A 16,801-nucleotide genomic window follows, 5' to 3' on the forward strand; every position below is an offset into this window, starting at 1 on the left:
CTCTTGTGAATGACCATGGGATTTCCTCCTTAATGGATTAGTTATGCAACTGTAGCAAGTTAGGAAATCCCGATAACTTTAAACAACGCTAAATTAACTTACAAATCATGGTTGATATAAAAGGCAAATCTGCAGGCCGTTAAACAACAGCGTTACGCTCACAAAAGATCGCTTGCCAATTCCGCCAGTTCGGAGCGCTCGCCTTTGTGCAGAGTGACATGGCCGTAGAGCGGCTGGCCTTTCATGCGGTCGATGAGGGTGCTGAGGCCCGTTGAACGGGAGTCAAGATAAGGAGTGTCGATTTGATAAGGATCGCCGGTAAACACCACTTTGGTGCCCTGACCGGCGCGGGTTATGATGGTCTTTACTTCGTGCGGCGTCAGGTTCTGCGCCTCATCGACAATGAAATAGATGTGATTGAGGCTGCGGCCGCGAATATAGGCCAGCGGCGCAATGACGAGCTTTTTATTGTCGAGCATTTCCTGAATGCGCATATAGGCGGCATCATTTTCCTCGAACTGATTTTTGATCACACTCAGATTGTCGAACAGAGGCTGCATGTACGGATCGATTTTAGAGTCCACGTCGCCCGGCAAAAAGCCGAGATCGCGGTTGGACAAGGCGACGATCGGACGCGCCAAATAGATCTGCTTGTAGAACGAGCGCTGCTCCAAAGCCGCCGCCAAAGCGAGGAGTGTTTTACCGGTTCCGGCTTTGCCGCTCAGCGTTGCCAGCGGTACGTCGCGGTTCATCAGCAGATGGAGCGAAAAGGTCTGCTCGGCGTTGCGCGGCTTGATGCCGTAGGCTGAGCTTTTTTCAACCAGCTCGATCATCTGCGTACGGGGATTGTAATAGCCGAGGGCCGACTTGCCGTTGTTGCGTAAAATAAAGTACTCGTTGGCCAGCGGCTGAATGCCGCTTTCCGCCGCCGGCACCGCCCGTTCGTGATACAGCCGATCGATGAACTGCGAGGGAATGTGCTCGATCAAGCGAATGCCGCGATGCAGTTTTTCCACATCCTCGATCTTGTCGGTGTAATAGTCCTGCGCTTCCAATCCCAGCGACTTGGCCTTGAGCCGCAGATTCACGTCCTTGCTGACGACAATGACCTTGCCGTGCGATTTGCTCTTTTTGAGAAACAGCGCCGCGCTGAGGATACGGTGATCCGGCTTGTGCTCGACAAAGGCGCGCATGACGTCCGGATCGTCGCCGTAAGTGGTGAGGATGAGAATCTTGCCGTGCCCGGGGCCGATGCGCTCGCCGCCGTCGACGATCTTGTCGCCGGGAAAACTGTCGAGAAAACGAATGAATTCGCGCGCGTTATAATGGATCTGGTCTTGTCCGCGCTTAAAGGCATCCAGCTCCTCAATGACGGTGATGGGAATGACGATGTCGTTCTCCTCGAAATGAAAGACGCAGCCGGCGTCGTGCAGAATAACGTTGGTATCGAGGACAAAGATTTTTTTCATTGCTTTTCCTTTGGCTGCAGATCGAGGCGTTCGCCCTTGAGCGCATGCGCTCCCGCGCCGATAATCCGAACTCGGATGAGGTCGCCGACGGAAAGCCCCTCCTTCGGCACAATGACCAAAATATTGCCGTCTGTACGGCCCTGAGCGTCCAGCGACGACTTGCGGGTATGCAATTCTTCGATGAGGATGTCGTGCGTCTCGCCGATGCGGCTGCGATTTTTGCGTAAAGAGATCTCTTTTTGCAGCGCATTGAGTCGAACGGCACGGTCGCTCTTTTCTTCATCGGCAACGTCATCGACGAAATGGCGGGCAGCGTAGGTGCCTTTGCGCGGTGAATACTTGAAAATGAAAGCCGAGTCGAACTGAACCGATTCTACGACTTTGACCGTTTCCTCAAAATCTTGCTCGCTTTCGGTGGGAAAGCCGACGATGATGTCGGTCGTCAAAGCGACGTCGGGCAGGTAGCTGCGGATTTTTTCCACCAGGCGCAGATAATCGCTCTGGGAATAAGTCCGGTTCATTAGTTCGAGGATTCGATCGCTGCCGGCCTGCAGAGGAAGATGAATATGGCGGCAGATTTTGGGATTTTCCTTCATCACCTGCAGCAGGGAATCGGGAAAGTCTTTCGGATGCGGCGCGGTAAAGCGAATGCGCAGTAGACCCTCCACTTCAGCCACCTTTTGCAGCAGATAGGCAAAATCGTGTCCCTCATACCGATAAGAATTGACATTCTGCCCAAGGAGAGTAACCTGCTTGAATCCTTCGGCGGCCACGGTTTTCGCTTCACGCACTATGCTTTCGATGGAGCGGCTGCGCTCGCGGCCGCGGGCATAGGGGACCACGCAAAAGGTGCAATAGTTGTCGCAGCCGCGCATGACGGCGATCCACGCGTTGACGCTTTTAGTGCGCACCGGTCGGATGTCCGAGTAGGTCTCCGTGCGGGACAGGGCCAAATCCGCCGCCGGTTCGTGATTTGCCTTGGCAATCAGCTCGGGGAGCCGCCTATAGCTGTCCGGACCTGCCAACAGATCGATATGCATCTTTTTATTTTCGAGCAGAGCTTTGCGCAGGTTGGTGGTCAAGCAGCCGAGCAGGCCGATCTTTTTCGTTGCACCGTTCGGCAACCGACGCAGATCGTGAACCCGCGCCATGACTCGGCGCGCCGCATGCTCGCGGACGGAGCAGGTGTTGAGCAGCAGAACTTCGGCTTCTTCGGGAGAGTCGCTCAGCTCATAACCGCTGTCCAGAAGAACGGCCTTGACGATTTCCGTGTCGTACTCGTTCATCTGGCAGCCGTAGGTTTCGATATAAACTCTAGTCATCGAGGGTTCCGATTACGCTCTGTCCTTCGACCTGCAGCAGCCTGACCGGCAGAAGCTCATTGTGGAGGGGGCGGCTGCTTTTCACCAGCACGCGGACATAATGATCGGTCAATCCGGTCCACCAGCCGTTTTTCTGCTGCTCGAACAGCACGGTCGCTGTTTCGCCCAGCCGGCTCTCGAGGAAGCGGTGCCGTTTGGCGAAAGAGAGCGCCCGCAGACGGCGGCTTCGCTCTTCAATAACCGGCTGCGGTACTTTGTTCGGCAGCTTTCGGCTTTTGGCGTGCGGTCTATCGGAATAGCTGAACACATGAAAGTAGGCGAACGGCATGGCGCTTAGATTGTCAAAGGTTTCGTTAAAGTGCTCGTCGGTCTCGCCGGGAAACCCGACGATGATATCGGTGCCGAGACAGATCTGCGGCACTTGGCGAGCGGCTAAATCGAGCAGCGCACGGAACTCGGCAACGGTATAGCGTCGATTCATGGCGCGGAGCACCTCGTCCTGGGCGCTCTGCATGGAAATATGGAGATGGCGGCAGAGCTTGCCGCTTCGCATGCGCTCGAAAACCGTCGGCGGCAGCGTCAGGCCTTCAATCGACGAGATGCGGATGCGGGCTATACCGTCAATTTTAGAGAGAGCGTCGATCAGGTCGAGCAGCGTTCGCCCTTCGGAATTGTAGGTACCGACATTGACGCCCGTCAGCACAATCTCTTTGTACTTTTCGGCGAGCCGTTCGGCTTCGGCGAGAACATCGGAGAAAACGCGGCTGCGCGCGCGGCCGCGTGCGTAGGGAATCTCGCAGTAGGCGCAGAAAAAGTCGCAGCCGTCCTGAATTTTGAGATTGACGCGGGTCCGACGCGGATCCGCCGCCGAGTACGGCATGGTGAAATCGATGCGGCTGACCGGCGGCACAATCAGGCGGGGAGCATTGCACTCCGAAAGAACGATGTCCGACAAGGCAAACTTTTTTTCAGTCCCGACCACCCACTGAACGTTCGGCAAGGCCAAGAGCGCTTCCTTCCGCGTCTGCGCTTGGCATCCGATCAAAGCCACTTTGACCTTCGGGTTGCGGCTCACAGCCCTGTTGACGGCCTTGTGAGTTTCGGCATCCCCCTTTTCCGTCACGGTGCAAGTGTTGATGACGGCTATATCCGCCGAGGAATTGAAATCGACGACTTGACACCCTTTCTCGATAAAACTTTGCGCGATGGCAGCCGTCTCAGCCTGGTTGAGCCGGCACCCGATCGTGAAAAAAGACACCTTCATGACTAAATATACAAATTTTGCGCTCTTTTCACAAGTTAAGCCAAGTTAACGGTGGGAAAGGATTTTAGATCTTTTAAGAGGCAGAACCCGCGAGGTTATTTGACGGCCATCTACTGTTGATGCGCATTAAAAAAACTTAACAATTTTAAAACGATGTCGAACTATTTATTCTTCACCGTTTTCGAACAGTTTTAGCCATTCATCGACTTGATCCGGAGACAGTCGCGCCTCATACTTTTGCCGGTATTCCGTCTCCTCTTCGTCCCTTTTCATTTTTTCTGTAAACTGCTCGACGCTGAGGATCGTGCAGCCGAAACCGGCTGCATGATGCGCCAAGCTGTTGTCTGAAGTGACCAAAGTGATTTTGCGCGGTTGCAAAGACTTTTGAATCAGCGCCAAAATGGCGGGATCGGCTTTTTGCGGCGCGCGGGAAAAGATGACCTCCACACCGGCCGGTCGGGGTTGACGCTGTATTCCTTTCAAATCCCGGCCGTCGAAAACGATCGTAATGCACTGCCGCTTTTGCCCGCGGAATGCGATCAGGCGGCGGACGAGCCGCTCGCGCGCATCTAAAAGGGCGTCCTCTGAATCAAAGTCGATCTTTTCTGTCCGCAGGATATAGTTGTAGCCGTCGATGATCCAATGCGGTTGATCGGTTTTTTCGTTGATCATAAATCCGCCCTGCCGAAAATCGGCTGCTTTTCGCTGGCAATTCTGACTTTGTCGGTAACAGCGCCTTCCTCCACCAGTGAGATTAATGCAGATTCTAAAATCGATCTCGGCCATGCGAATAACTTTTCCAGCGCCGGTAAACTTGCGGCAAAGGAAATTTCAAAGAATTTACGCAGAATGGCCCGACCGGCATCGACGGCCGTCTGCTGATTCGCTGCTGCAATTTCCTCGGCAAACCGATGCTCGACTAAATCCCAAAGAAACGTAAACGGCTCTTCCAATTCGCCGATTTTGACCACCCAGAAGCGGCTCTGCAGCTCCGCCATCGCCTGATCGAAGGTGCGCCGTTTCTCCGGCGCCGCCATGCCTGCGGCGCACTTGAGTTCGCGGGTAATCTGCGGCGAACGGATTTGCAGCGCCTCCAGAATCATCTTCGCCTCGCGGGAAACCCTTCCCGCTCTATATTCTGCTTCAATATCGCCGCAGCGTCGTTCCATTTCCAAGCGATAGAACGAAGGGAAGTAGTGCAAAGCGAAAAAAGACGGTCGTCGTCTGAAGGCCTTGCCGTAATAAACCTTTTTTTCCGCCGCAAGTCGGTCTTTGGCCTCCCAAACCAGTCCGATGTAGGGATCATGCTGAACGTGCAAGGGATAGGCAGGATTGCGTTCGCCTGCGGCGGCATGCCAAAGACAGGGCAGCTCCGGCTGCGCGGCCTGGAAGGCAAAACAAAAGCCGACTTTGTTGATGAAAGCCTCGGCTTGGGCGACGGAGCGAATCTGCAGCTCCGGCGTGCGGTGAAAGGTGACGTCGCGCCGCCTTTCGATGTCTTCCCAAGTAAGCATCAGCGCGGCGCTTCCTGCAGTATTTTGGCAATGATTTTTCCATCGGCGCGGGGAAAGGCATAACGCGGCAATTCTTCGCGCGTGACCCAACGCCACTCGGCGCAATCAATAGCCTGCGGTTCTCCAAAGCGGTGACGACAAGAAAAGACGTGCAGGGTGATCGTAAAATGGGTGTAACCGTGATTGAGGCTCATAAAGTGTTCGGTCACCTCGACGTCTATCCCCAATTCCTCTTTGATTTCCCGAACTACCGTCTGTTCCGGTGTTTCGTTCTCCTTAATTTTGCCGCCTGGAAACTCCCACAGGCCGCCGAGCATGTCGTCCTCACGCCTGCGGTCGATCAGCAACTTGCCGTCCTTCCACACGAGTCCGGCGGCCACATTGACATGCGGCCGCGGTTTTTTCGGCAGGCGGACGGGGTAGAGGTGTTGGCGATTTTCCCTTTGCGCGCGGCAGAACGCGGCGATCGGGCAGCGGCCGCACAACGGATCTTTGGGTCTGCAGAGAGTAGCGCCCAGCTCCATGAGCGCCTGGTTAAAGTCGCCGGCTCTGCCTTTGGCCAGATATTCCTCGGCGAGCAGACCAACCATTCGCCGACCTTCCGAGGAACGGGGATCAACCGGCAGACAGACCAGGCGTGAGAGAACGCGGCTGACGTTGCCGTCAATTGCGGGAATATCCGCTCCGTAGGCGATGCTGAGCACCGCTGCCGCCGTATAGGGGCCGACGCCGGGCAAATTTAATATTTCCTGCAGTGTTTTGGGGAAAACTCCGCCGTATTCTTTGACGATCAATTCCGCTGCCTTTTTGAGGTTTCTGGCGCGCGCATAGTAGCCGAGTCCTTCCCAGAGTTTGAGCACCTGCGACAGATCCGCCGCGGCCAAGTGCTCGACAGTCGGAAAGGCGGCGATAAAGCGGCAATAATAGGGCTCGACAGTTTTCACCTGCGTCTGCTGCAGCATGACTTCCGAGATCCAGATCGAGTACGGATCGCGGGTTCGGCGCCAGGGAAGATCTCGGCTCGATTCTTCGAACCATGCCAGCAGCTCGGCATGAAATTTTTTCATCCTTTGCGGCATAAAAGGCCTGCGTCAATCTTAATAAATTGTCGGCTTGATCACCTGGGCGCCGATCTCGCCGAGCTTGGTCTTCAGACGTTCGAACATCTTTTCGTCTTCATAAGTGCCGACAATGGCCCCGCCGGAACCGGGGAATGTTGCCGATGCGCCGACCGAACGGGCAACGTTGATCATCTCTAAATTCATTCGGCTGATCGGAAAGATTTCCTTGCGCTTGTCAAAGTTTTCGTTCATGATCTTGCCGAGCTTTTCCGGCTGGCGCGCCAGCAGGCATTCCCGCGCCATTTCGGCGCGCTCGGCAAAATACTTCATGGCCTCAACCACTGCCGGATCACCGGCGTCGAAGCGGCCGCGCAGTTGGCCGTGGGCAATGCCCGAAAACTCGCTCAATTCTTCCATATAAGCGATGTAAATAGGCGGCAGCAGGTTGGGATCCAGGTTTTCATAATAACCGTAACCTTGGGTCTCCATCAGCTTGCGGTCGAAATCCATGTAAACCAGTCCCTCATATACCTGCGTGACGCGATCCTGCAGACCCGCGGTGATCTTGAGCTCGTCGGTTTCGACGCTGAGGATGAGATTGGGGATTTGCGGCTTGGGGATTGCTACGCCGTAAAATGTCATCAGCGCGCGGATGGTGGCGGTCACAATGGCGCTCGAACCGGCCAAGCCCACCTGAACCGGTATATTGGAGCGATACCGCACGGTAAAATTGCGTTCCGGCAGCACGATCCCTTTGGCCATGCAGTAATCATAGAACTTTTTTGCCGCCGCCTTGATGAGGCGGATGCCGCCGTAATAGCCGTGTCGATTCACGTCCTTGACCAAGTGCTGCAGGTTGGCAAAACAGGAATGATCTCGTTCATTGGGAATGATTTCAATGTCCGGCGTCTCATACATGGTCACTTCGGCATAAAAGTCCCGCAGCGTAACCGACAGCGTTTTGCCGAAATAGCCGTCGCTGGGATTGCCGGCCAATCCGGCACGGGAATAGGCTTTGGTACGAACAATCATGCTTCTTCTCCTAAAGTCGAATCAGTTTATCAAGAATACCTTCGAATGCTAAAGCATATAGGCATTGTCTGGTTCTCGCGATCATTGGACGATATTTTTTGCTCCCGCTTTTTGAACCACAAACGGACCGATGACCAGCTCGTCGATGACCGAATCGAGAAGAATCCGGATCGCCTCTTCCGGTCGATGAACGATCGGCTCGCCGTGTCGGTTCAGGCTCGAGTTGAGCACCATCGGCAGGCCGGTGCGCGCATAAAAATGTTCGATCAGGCGTCGAAAAGGCGGAAAGGCATGGCGATCGACCGCCTGGACCCGTGCCGTGCCGTCGGCGTGCAAAGCAGCCGGCAGCTCATTCCTTTTTTCAGCCCTCACCCGACAAGCCCGCATCATAAAGCGATCGGGGGATTCTGCAAAATACTCGTTCGCTTTTTCCGCTAAAATCGAAGGCGAAACGGGTATCCACGCTTCACGGCCTTTGCGCCGCGTGATTTCATCGCGAATCTCGACGCGGCGCGGATCGCCCAGAATGCACCGGTGACCCAACGCCCGCGGTCCGTACTCTTCGCGGCCTTGGAACCAGCCGAGAATGGCTCCATCCGCAAGGCGTTCAGCGGCATAGAATGCCGGGTCGGCGGTTTTTTGAATGACCAGCTGATCGCCGAAACGCAGCAAGGCCGCTTCGATCTGCCGCTCGTTGTATTCGACGCCCCAACCGGTGTCCGCAATCTGCAGCTGCAGAGGATTGCCGGCTCGAGAGATCTCTGCCGCCGCGCCGATCGCCGTCGAACCATCGCCGGGATGCGGATGAATAAAAACCTCGTCCACGCCCGGCAGCGCCGCCAAAAGGGCGTTGAGACGGACGTTCAGAAACACGCCGCCGGAAAGAATCAGACGGCGACAAGGATGTTTTTTCAGCAAGGCTTCAATATAGGCGACAAGGCTCTTTTCCAGAAGCGTTTGCGCTGCTGCGGCCGCCTGCTGCGGTGAATATTTTTCAATCAGATGCAGGATGCGACGGCCGGTCGCCGTGGCGAGGAACGCGTCCCGGCGCGGACTCATCAGGTAATCGATCCAGTGCGGATATTTTATCCAACGGCTGCCGTCGAATCGGCTGACGAGCGGAAGCAGCTCCTCGAGACAGTCCCCCGGATCGGTTCCGCCGGCCATCCCCATGGTTTTGCCCTCCTGTTCCATATAGCGGAAGCCCAAAGCCACGGTTATGCCGGACCAGAAACAGCCGGAAGCAAAAAGCGGGATGTCCTCCAGATGCTCGATTTGATTGCCGCGACAGCGATAGACGGCTCCGGCAACGTTGTTGCCGTCGATGTGCGGCGCAAATCCCCCGTAGCTGACGGCAAGCGCTTCATCAAAGCCGCTGCTGAAATAGCCGGCGACGACATGCGCCAGATGATGATCGACAAAGCGAAACTTTTGCGGCGGCACACCCATCTCGTAGAGACCGTTGCTCGTCTTGGGATCCAAGATTGCTTTTTTAATGTTCGGCAAAAAATAGCGGACCGCCGTCGGTTGTCGGAGTAGTAAACCGGCTGCCGATCGCGGCAGGTCCAATGCGCCGTGTCGAAACAGGCTTGCATAATAGCGCGGCACCGGATAGGCGCAGGCAAAAGCGTCAATGTCCGCAAGCTGCAGGCCGGCTTGTTTCAAAACCGTTTCCACCGCTTCAAAGGGAAACGCAGGATCATTTTTTTTCCGGCTGATTCGCTCTTGCGAAAGCGCCGCCGTCAATCGACCGTCCTGAAGCAGTGCTGCACAGGAATGGCTGTGGTTGCCGGTTACGTCGCTGATGCCGAGAACATTCACGAAATACGCCTCACACAAAAGCCCCCGCAAAATAACTTGCAATAATGTTCAAAATAAGCTATATTATGGTGAACATAATATCACTTTTAAGATGAAAATCGAAGCCGTACACGAACCGATCGAAGTGATCACTTATTTCGATCGCAACGAAATTCGCCCTCTGCGCTTCCGTTGGCGGCAACGCGCCTATCACGTCTCATCCGTGAACGGCGTCTGGCGGGACGTCAAGGGGCAGACTCGTTTGTACCATTTTCATGTGGCTACAAAAGAGTCAGGCTCCTTTGAATTGATCTATAACGCCGCCGACTTGAGCTGGATGCTCGGCCGGGTGCTGCTGGAAGAATGAGGTCGGCCGCTACGTGCGCCGACCCCATTCCCGTCATTCGTTCAAGGCCGCTTTGATTTTCTCCACCGAGGCCGGTGCATAGTATTTGCAGGCGCCTTTCACCACATCCGGCTGAATTCCCGCCTTTTCGATCGCTTCCTTGATCTTTTTTTCGGGAACGTTCAATTCCTTGGCCAATTTGCCTGCGGTCATCAGGTTTTCCGCCATACTGACCTCCCAAAAATCATTTACCTTTTCAGTTCCGTCCACAAGGATTTTGCCGAAGCGGCGTGCAAAATACGCAAAGCCTGAAAAATGTGCAAGAAAATGTCGAGCAGGACTGTTCTTTTATAAAAATTTTTACTAATTTGATAAAAAGGAGTTTTGGGATGAAATTGATTTTCCGCCTGGTTTTCCTTATCGGTTTTTTCTTTTATTTTTCCGGTGTTGTCTTGGGGAGGAATGATCGCGAAATTACTGTGCGTGAATTGAAGGAACATCTCTTCTGTCTCGCCTCCGACGCCTTGGCCGGACGCGCACCGGGGACTGCTGGAGATGATTCTGCCGCCGCTTATATTCTCAGGCAGATTTCTTTGCCGAACGTCAGGCTGCTTGGCGATCAAGGGTTTCAACCATTCGAAATTACCACCTCCATAAGGCTCGGAACCAAGAACACTCTGTTCGACGGCGATTCATTATTGACGGCGGAACGCGATTTTATGCCGCTCTCTTTTTCCGCTTCCGGCAGCCTCGATGCGGCGGTGGTCTTTGCCGGCTACGGCTTTGACCTGCAGACGGATTCGCTCTCCTGGAACGATTACGATTCCCTGGATGTGGCCGGAAAATGGGTGTTGCTCCTTCGCGGTGATCCGGAGCTCGACCGAGTCGACAGCCCCTTTGCGTCGATCGCCTCGCTGCGCAGCAAAGTTATCACCGCCAAGGATCATGGAGCAGCGGGTGTTTTGTTCGTCGCGGGAAAGGCTTTCGACGCCAAAGACGATCTGCCTTCTTTGAACCTGCAGGAAGGGAGTTCGCCGGTTGATCTACCGATCCTGCAGGTCAAGAAACGAATCGTTGACCAATGGCTGGCCGATACCGGCTTTACCGTCGATTCCCTCGAAAGCCGCCTCAACTCGACCCGCAAGCCGGTTCGCATCGTTTTCGACCGCCGCGTCGCTGCCGAGGTCGAGGTCGAGCGGGTAACGGGTTTTACGCGGAACGTTGCCGCTCTGCTGCCGGGAAGCGACCCGCTGTTCAAGGACGAAATCATCCTGATCGGTGCCCATTATGATCATTTGGGAATGGGCGGGCCGGGCAGCGGTTCGCGGACGCCCGATACCCTTGCGGTACACAACGGCGCCGACGATAACGCCTCGGGCGTTGCTTTGGCCGTCGAACTGTTCGAAAAACTGGCGCTCGACCGTCGACCGCCTAAACGCAGCGTTTTGTTTATCGCCTTTGGGGCGGAGGAGAGAGGATCGCTCGGCGCCAAATTCTTTATCCAAAATCCTTTGGTCGATTTGAAAAAGATCGTCTTTATGCTGAACCTGGATATGGTCGGCCGTCTCGATTCGACGCTGACCCTGCTCGGCAGCGGAACGGCGATCGGCGTAGACTCAACAGCCCGCAACTATGCTGAGAAACACAAGCTCGCCCTCACCTTTTCGCCCGAAGGACTCGGCCCCTCCGATCACGCAGCCTTTTATGCCGAGAATATTCCGGTGCTCATGGCCTTTACCGGTCTGCATCAGGATTACCATACGCCGGAGGACGACGTCGAAAAGATAAATCTCGAGGGCATGAAACGCATCGGATGCTTTCTTTATGATTTTGTCAATGATATTGCCGATCGACCCACAGCGCCCGCTTTTCAGCTTGCCGGACCGCAGCGGTCGACCGTGTCGCGAAGACAGCTCAAGGTCACCTTGGGCATTATGCCGGACATGACTGGGCAGGAGAAACGCGGCCTGCGCGTCGACGGCGTCTCGCCCGATCGGCCTGCATTCCGCGCCGGCATACAAAAGGGCGACATCATTATCGCCATCGACGGCAAACCGGTGCATGACATTTACGAATACATGCACCGCATGGGACAGGTTCAGCCGGGCAGCCGGATTCATGTCGAAGTGCTTCGCAATGAGGAGCATTTGATCTTGATCGTCGATCTGTGAGGAAGAGGGTATGGAAAACAGTCGTCGTGAAGAGGGATTTTTCAGCAGCATAAGCGGTAAAAGTCTTTATTATCGCGCTTGGATACCGGAAAGCCCCAAGTGGATTTTGCTGATTTCCCATGGGTTGGGTGAACACGGCGGTCGGTATGAGCACATGGCGACGTTTTTCTGTGAACGCGGTGCTGCCGTTTTTGCCCCCGATCATCTCGGTCACGGACGTTCCGAAGGCAAGCGCGGCCACGTGCCGAATTTTCACTATTTTGCTTTGGACCTTGAGCAGCTGCGCGTTGAACTCGTTTCCCGAATGCCCGACCTGCCCATTGTTCTTTTCGGACACAGCATGGGAGGGGCGGCGGCGCTGGACTATGCGTTGAGTTTTCAGGAGCGTTTGACCGCCGTCATCCTTTCAGCACCCGCCCTTGGATTGCGCATGAAAACGCCCAAGCTGCAGGTCAAGGCGGCTGACTTTTTAGCCCGTATTTTCCCCTCTCTAACCCTCGACAACAAGCTTTCTGCCGAATGGCTGTCTCACGATCCGCAGGTCGTCGAAGCATATCGCAATGATCCTCTGGTCCATCCGAAAATCAGCGCGGCTCTTTTCACCGGCATGACGGCTGTTGCACGACAATGCCTGCAGGCAGCCGATCAGCTGAAGCTGCCGGTTCTGGTAATCTTTGGCGGCCAAGACCCCATCGTTTCCTTCGACGCCGTACGGTCGGCCTTTGAAAAATTTTCTTCCTCCGATAAAAAGCTGCTGTTTTATGAAAAAGACTTTCACGAAGTCCATAACGACTTGAGCAGGATGCAGGAATTCCAAGAAATATGGCTGTGGCTGAAGGATAAAGTGAATAAATCCTAACTTAACCCTCTGGGAGGAGTTATGCGAAAGACCGTCTTGGTGTTTTTCTGCGCCTTTTTTATTGTTGCCGGGTGTTCTTCCAACAAGCTGCGCAATTACGAGCTTCGCCGCACGGACATTGCCGCGAGGACATTCACACCGCCGCGACCGCAGATCAGCACCGGCGGCGATATTGTCATCGACAAAAATAATCCTCTGGGAACGATTCTCAGCGTCGGCTCCACGGTGGTCAAGGAGATCGAGGCAATGAAGGCGCGTGCCCGTCTGGACAGCGCTATGATGAAGGTCGACATTCCGGCCCTGATGGAGGAAGAGATTCTGTTTAAAGCGGCCGAGCTGCTCAGTTCGCGGCCGATCAATGAAGTCGAGGCGGCCGATTTTGTTCTGAACATTGACCTCAAGGAATACGGTATCGATGCGCAGAGCTGGTGGACCGGCGCGCACTTTATCATCGATACAAAGGTCGAGTTGATCGATCAGAAAGCGGCCAAGCGGATTTGGAAAAAGAGGGTGCGGTCGCGCGAACCGCTTACGTCCTACATTTTCGGGTTAGGCGAAGTCAACAAGATTTTGGACGCTGCGGCGCTGGCCAATCTGACGGTGGACCAAATGGCTGTAGGGCTGAAAAATTTGGCCGAGGTCGCTTCGGATGAGATCGCGCGCAAGCTTTACGATGATTTCATCAAATCGCGCAAATAGGGTGTTGGGCGTTTGAACGTCAATTTATAGGAGGGTGAGGTCGTGAATCTCTTGCAGGAGTTGAACCTCGAGAGCATCAACAAGGGCGCCTCGACCGGCAACGATTGGAGCGGCGGCGATGCACTTTTGACCGTTCGCTCGCCGATAGACGGTGCGGCTTTGGCGCAGGTTCGTCAGGCATCAGTAGAGGATTATGAGCGGGTACTGCAGCGGGCAGCGACTGCTTTTTTAGATTGGCGGATGACGCCGGCGCCCAAGCGCGGCGAAATCGTGCGGCAAATCGGCGAGCGATTGCGGCGCTACAAAGACCTGCTTGGGCGATTGGTCACTTTGGAAATGGGCAAATCGCTGCAGGAGGGCTGGGGCGAGGTGCAGGAGATGATCGACATCTGCGACTTTGCCGTCGGTCTGTCGCGGCAGCTTTACGGCCTGACCATGCACTCGGAACGGCCGCAGCACCGCATGTACGAGCAGTATCATCCGCTCGGCGTCGTCGGCGTGGTGACGGCGTTCAACTTTCCGGTCGCCGTGTGGGCGTGGAACGCCATGATCGCCGCGGTCTGCGGCGACGTGGTGGTGTGGAAACCGTCTTCAAAGACGCCGTTGTCGGCGATTGCCGTGCAGAAGATCGTCGCTAAGGTCATGCAGGAAAACGGCCTTCCGGAAGGGATCTTTAATCTGGTGATCGGCCGCGGCGCAACGATCGGCGAGCGGCTGCTTCAGGACCGCCGTGTGCCGCTGATTTCGCTTACCGGCTCGACTGAAGTGGGGCGGCATGCCGCGGAAGTCGTGGCGAAACGCCTGGGCAGAACCATTCTCGAGTTGGGCGGCAACAATGCCGTGACCATCACACCGAGCGCGGATTTGAAATTGGTGCTGCCGGCGATTGTTTTCGGCGCGGTCGGCACCGCCGGGCAGCGCTGCACCACCACGCGGCGGGTCATCGTGCATGAATCGATCTATGATGATTTTAAAGAGGCGCTGCTGAAAGCCTATGCGAGCGTACGCGTCGGCAACCCGCTCGACGAGCGCAATCACATGGGGCCGCTGATCGATGCGGCTGCGGCCGAAATTTTTCGCGCCGCATTGCAGCGCGTTCAGGAAGCGGGCGGCCGTGTAATTTTCGGCGGCAGAGTGCTGAGCGGACCGGGTTATGAGTCCGGCTGCTACGTCGAGCCGACGATCGTCGAGGCGGAGAATCACTGGGAGATTGTCCAGGAGGAGACGTTCGCGCCGATTCTTTACTTGATTCGGTACAGCGGCGGCGTGGAGAACGCCGTGGCGCTGCAGAACGCCGTGCCGCAGGGGCTGTCATCGGCGATTTTCAGCAACGACTTGCGTGAGACCGAGTACTTTTTGTCGCACGCCGGGTCGGATTGCGGCATTGCCAATGTGAACATCGGCACCTCGGGAGCCGAGATCGGCGGCGCGTTCGGCGGCGAAAAGGAGACCGGCGGCGGCCGCGAGTCCGGTTCCGACGCCTGGAAAGCCTATATGCGTCGACAGACCAACACCATCAACTGGGGAACCAAGCTGCCGCTGGCGCAGGGGATAAAGTTTGAGATCTGAAAACGGAAAAGCCGCATCATCGCAGTTATGATGATGCGGCTTGATGAAAAAAAGCGCAAGAAAAAACTACAGCGTCCACCCTTCGCGGTATTCGCGCTTGACGTAGGCGTTGGCCTCGTCGTTATTCAGGACCTGCATGTTCTCGCCGTCCCACAGCAGCCGCTCGTAGGGGAAGCGCACCGCCAGGTTGCCCATCAGCACCATTTCGGTCAGCGGACCGGCATAGTCAAAGTTGGAGCAGGCCGGTTCGCCGCCTTTGCAGGCGCGGATCCAATCCTGCTCATGACCGTTCTCGCCGCCGGGAATACGCGGCAGATAGGGATCGGGACGTTTATAGGCCTGCATGGCGGTTTCGGGAATCAGACGCGGGCCTTTGGCATAGCAGCCGCACATCAGCTTGCCCTTGGTGCCGACAAAGATGACGCCGCCGTCGTCGTCGCCCATTTTGCGGCCCTGCTCCAACTCTTCGGGCCGAGGCGGCATCATGCCGCCGTCGTACCAGGTGACGTTGACTTCCGGCATGCCGTCGCGCGCCGGGTACTTGAAGCGGATGATGCTGGAACGCGGATACATTTCGTTCTTGGGCGTGACCGGCTCGAAGAATTTTTCGAAATAGGTCGAGATGTTTCCCTCGACGCTGACGGGATACTTCAGCTTGAGCGCCGCCACCACCGGATCGAGAATGTGGCAGCCCATGTCGCCGAGTGAGCCGGTGCCGAAATCCCACCAGCCGCGCCATTTGCCGGCTAAATAAGTCGGATGGTAAGGCCGCATCGGCGCCGGGCCGACCCACAGGTCCCAGTCCAACGTCGGCGGCACCTCGTACACCTCGCTGGGCCGATCGACCTCGATGCCCTGCGGCCAAACCGGACGGTTCGTCCAGGCATGCACTTCGTAGACATCGCCGATGGCGCCGTCCCAGATCCACTCGCAAATCTGGCGCACGCCGTCGCCGGAGTGCCCCTGATTGCCCATCTGCGTCACCACCTTGTAATAACGCGCGGCTTCGGTCAGCTTGCGGGCTTCGTAAACCGAATGGGTCAACGGTTTCTGCACGTACACGTGCTTGCCGAGCTGCATGGCGGCCATGGCGATGACGGCGTGTGTATGATCCGGTGTGGCGACGATCACCGCGTCGATGTCTTTTTGCTTTTCCAGCATGACGCGGTAATCGCGATAGATCTTGGCCTGCGGGTATTTTTTAAAGACTTCGCCGGCATAAACTTCGTCCACATCGCACAGCGCGACGATGTTCTCGGTCTCGCAGGCGCGCACATTGTTTTGACCCATGCCGCCTACGCCGACGGCGGCAATGTTCAGCCGGTCGCTGGGCGCTTTTTTGCCTTTGCCCCTTTTCTGACCGAATACCGTGCTGGGCACGATGGTGAATGCCGCGGCGCCGACGGCGGCGCCTTTGAGAAAGCTGCGGCGGGAAGGTTTGCTGCTGTCGAATTCGATTTTTTCCATTGCACTTCTCCAGTTCAATTATTTTTAAGCGGATTACCCATTTGTACACACAGGCGGGCAGATCAGCCCGCTTTATGAAGATTCAACCTTTCAATATAGCAAATTAATTTTTTTCAACAAACAGATTCATTTACTAGAGTGAACAATCGCCTGTATCTTTTATAAAGTTGATCGCCGGAAGGTCGCATTTATTTAAAGCCGCGTAGAGTCGAAGCTTTTGCATTATTT

Annotated in this window: 15 protein-coding genes; 5 read left to right on the forward strand and 10 right to left on the reverse strand. The window is 55.7% G+C overall.

The genetic code is table 11. The annotated features are described in order from the left end of the window. Positions 1-158: 158 nt before the first annotated feature. From ONB24_01560 to ONB24_01595, 8 genes are all read right to left on the reverse strand, one after another. Entirely contained in the window at positions 159-1,469 is a 1,311-nt protein-coding gene (locus tag ONB24_01560) for a PhoH family protein (protein MDZ7314787.1), read from the reverse strand. Beyond that, positions 1,466-2,791 (reverse strand): tRNA (N6-isopentenyl adenosine(37)-C2)-methylthiotransferase MiaB, encoded by a 1,326-nt coding sequence (miaB, locus tag ONB24_01565; protein MDZ7314788.1) that lies wholly within the window; start codon positions 2,789-2,791, stop codon positions 1,466-1,468. Before miaB ends, ONB24_01560 begins: the two co-directional genes overlap by 4 nt. Continuing rightward, a complete protein-coding gene (gene mtaB, locus ONB24_01570) occupies positions 2,784-4,049 on the reverse strand; it encodes a tRNA (N(6)-L-threonylcarbamoyladenosine(37)-C(2))-methylthiotransferase MtaB (protein ID MDZ7314789.1) in 1,266 nt (421 codons plus the stop codon). Before mtaB ends, miaB begins: the two co-directional genes overlap by 8 nt. 171 nt (positions 4,050-4,220) lie before the next feature. Continuing rightward, entirely contained in the window at positions 4,221-4,727 is a 507-nt protein-coding gene (locus ONB24_01575; protein ID MDZ7314790.1) for an NYN domain-containing protein, read from the reverse strand. Then, the gene (locus ONB24_01580) at positions 4,724-5,569 is read right to left on the reverse strand and encodes a hypothetical protein (protein ID MDZ7314791.1); all 846 of its coding nucleotides are present in this window, start codon (positions 5,567-5,569) and stop codon (positions 4,724-4,726) included. Before ONB24_01580 ends, ONB24_01575 begins: the two co-directional genes overlap by 4 nt. Further along, complete coding sequence (gene mutY, locus ONB24_01585) at positions 5,569-6,636, reverse strand: A/G-specific adenine glycosylase (protein MDZ7314792.1); 1,068 nt, start codon at positions 6,634-6,636, stop codon at positions 5,569-5,571. The genes ONB24_01580 and mutY overlap by 1 nt, the downstream gene beginning before the upstream one ends. 30 nt (positions 6,637-6,666) lie before the next feature. Beyond that, positions 6,667-7,662, reverse strand: coding sequence for a GHMP kinase (locus ONB24_01590; GenBank protein ID MDZ7314793.1), 996 nt, complete (start codon positions 7,660-7,662; stop codon positions 6,667-6,669). A gap of 81 nt (positions 7,663-7,743) precedes the next feature. Beyond that, positions 7,744-9,483: a hypothetical protein gene (locus tag ONB24_01595; protein ID MDZ7314794.1), complete on the reverse strand. Its 1,740-nt coding sequence runs from the start codon at positions 9,481-9,483 to the stop codon at positions 7,744-7,746. 91 nt (positions 9,484-9,574) lie between these two features. Here ONB24_01595 and ONB24_01600 point away from each other — a divergent pair, with 91 nt between their 5' ends. Further along, positions 9,575-9,829, forward strand: a complete 255-nt coding sequence (locus ONB24_01600; GenBank protein MDZ7314795.1) for a hypothetical protein — start codon at positions 9,575-9,577, stop codon at positions 9,827-9,829. Positions 9,830-9,862: 33 nt separating this feature from the next. On the opposite strand, the gene ONB24_01605 is transcribed toward ONB24_01600, so the two are convergent. Next, on the reverse strand, positions 9,863-10,036 hold the full coding sequence (locus ONB24_01605) for a hypothetical protein (GenBank protein MDZ7314796.1): 174 nt from the start codon (positions 10,034-10,036) through the stop codon (positions 9,863-9,865). 161 nt (positions 10,037-10,197) lie between these two features. Here ONB24_01605 and ONB24_01610 point away from each other — a divergent pair, with 161 nt between their 5' ends. The 4 genes from ONB24_01610 to ONB24_01625 are packed head-to-tail and all read left to right on the forward strand — an operon-like array spanning position 10,198 to position 15,106. Further along, on the forward strand, positions 10,198-11,979 hold the full coding sequence (locus tag ONB24_01610; GenBank protein MDZ7314797.1) for a M20/M25/M40 family metallo-hydrolase: 1,782 nt from the start codon (positions 10,198-10,200) through the stop codon (positions 11,977-11,979). A gap of 10 nt (positions 11,980-11,989) precedes the next feature. Further along, a complete protein-coding gene (locus ONB24_01615) occupies positions 11,990-12,838 on the forward strand; it encodes a lysophospholipase (GenBank protein ID MDZ7314798.1) in 849 nt (282 codons plus the stop codon). Positions 12,839-12,859: 21 nt separating this feature from the next. Further along, positions 12,860-13,537, forward strand: coding sequence for a hypothetical protein (locus ONB24_01620; protein MDZ7314799.1), 678 nt, complete (start codon positions 12,860-12,862; stop codon positions 13,535-13,537). A 42-nt stretch (positions 13,538-13,579) separates the two neighbouring features. Then, positions 13,580-15,106 (forward strand): aldehyde dehydrogenase family protein, encoded by a 1,527-nt coding sequence (locus ONB24_01625; GenBank protein ID MDZ7314800.1) that lies wholly within the window; start codon positions 13,580-13,582, stop codon positions 15,104-15,106. Between the two features lie 66 nt (positions 15,107-15,172). Here the strand turns inward: ONB24_01625 and ONB24_01630 are convergent, their stop codons facing one another. Then, complete coding sequence (locus ONB24_01630) at positions 15,173-16,573, reverse strand: Gfo/Idh/MocA family oxidoreductase (protein MDZ7314801.1); 1,401 nt, start codon at positions 16,571-16,573, stop codon at positions 15,173-15,175. Between the last annotated feature and the right edge of the window lie 228 nt (positions 16,574-16,801).

Source organism: candidate division KSB1 bacterium, assembly GCA_034505495.1.
GTDB lineage: Bacteria > Zhuqueibacterota > Zhuqueibacteria > Residuimicrobiales > Krinioviventaceae > Fontimicrobium_A.

Coding starts and splice junctions, on each gene's coding strand:
- ONB24_01560 (MDZ7314787.1), bottom strand. CDS start 1,469: ATGAAAAAAATCTTTGTCCTCGATACCAACGTTATTCTGCACGACGCC.
- miaB (MDZ7314788.1), bottom strand. CDS start 2,791: ATGACTAGAGTTTATATCGAAACCTACGGCTGCCAGATGAACGAGTAC.
- ONB24_01575 (MDZ7314790.1), bottom strand. CDS start 4,727: ATGATCAACGAAAAAACCGATCAACCGCATTGGATCATCGACGGCTAC.
- ONB24_01580 (MDZ7314791.1), bottom strand. CDS start 5,569: ATGCTTACTTGGGAAGACATCGAAAGGCGGCGCGACGTCACCTTTCAC.
- mutY (MDZ7314792.1), bottom strand. CDS start 6,636: ATGAAAAAATTTCATGCCGAGCTGCTGGCATGGTTCGAAGAATCGAGC.
- ONB24_01590 (MDZ7314793.1), bottom strand. CDS start 7,662: ATGATTGTTCGTACCAAAGCCTATTCCCGTGCCGGATTGGCCGGCAAT.
- ONB24_01600 (MDZ7314795.1), top strand. CDS start 9,575: ATGAAAATCGAAGCCGTACACGAACCGATCGAAGTGATCACTTATTTC.
- ONB24_01605 (MDZ7314796.1), bottom strand. CDS start 10,036: ATGGCGGAAAACCTGATGACCGCAGGCAAATTGGCCAAGGAATTGAAC.
- ONB24_01610 (MDZ7314797.1), top strand. CDS start 10,198: ATGAAATTGATTTTCCGCCTGGTTTTCCTTATCGGTTTTTTCTTTTAT.
- ONB24_01615 (MDZ7314798.1), top strand. CDS start 11,990: ATGGAAAACAGTCGTCGTGAAGAGGGATTTTTCAGCAGCATAAGCGGT.
- ONB24_01620 (MDZ7314799.1), top strand. CDS start 12,860: ATGCGAAAGACCGTCTTGGTGTTTTTCTGCGCCTTTTTTATTGTTGCC.
- ONB24_01630 (MDZ7314801.1), bottom strand. CDS start 16,573: ATGGAAAAAATCGAATTCGACAGCAGCAAACCTTCCCGCCGCAGCTTT.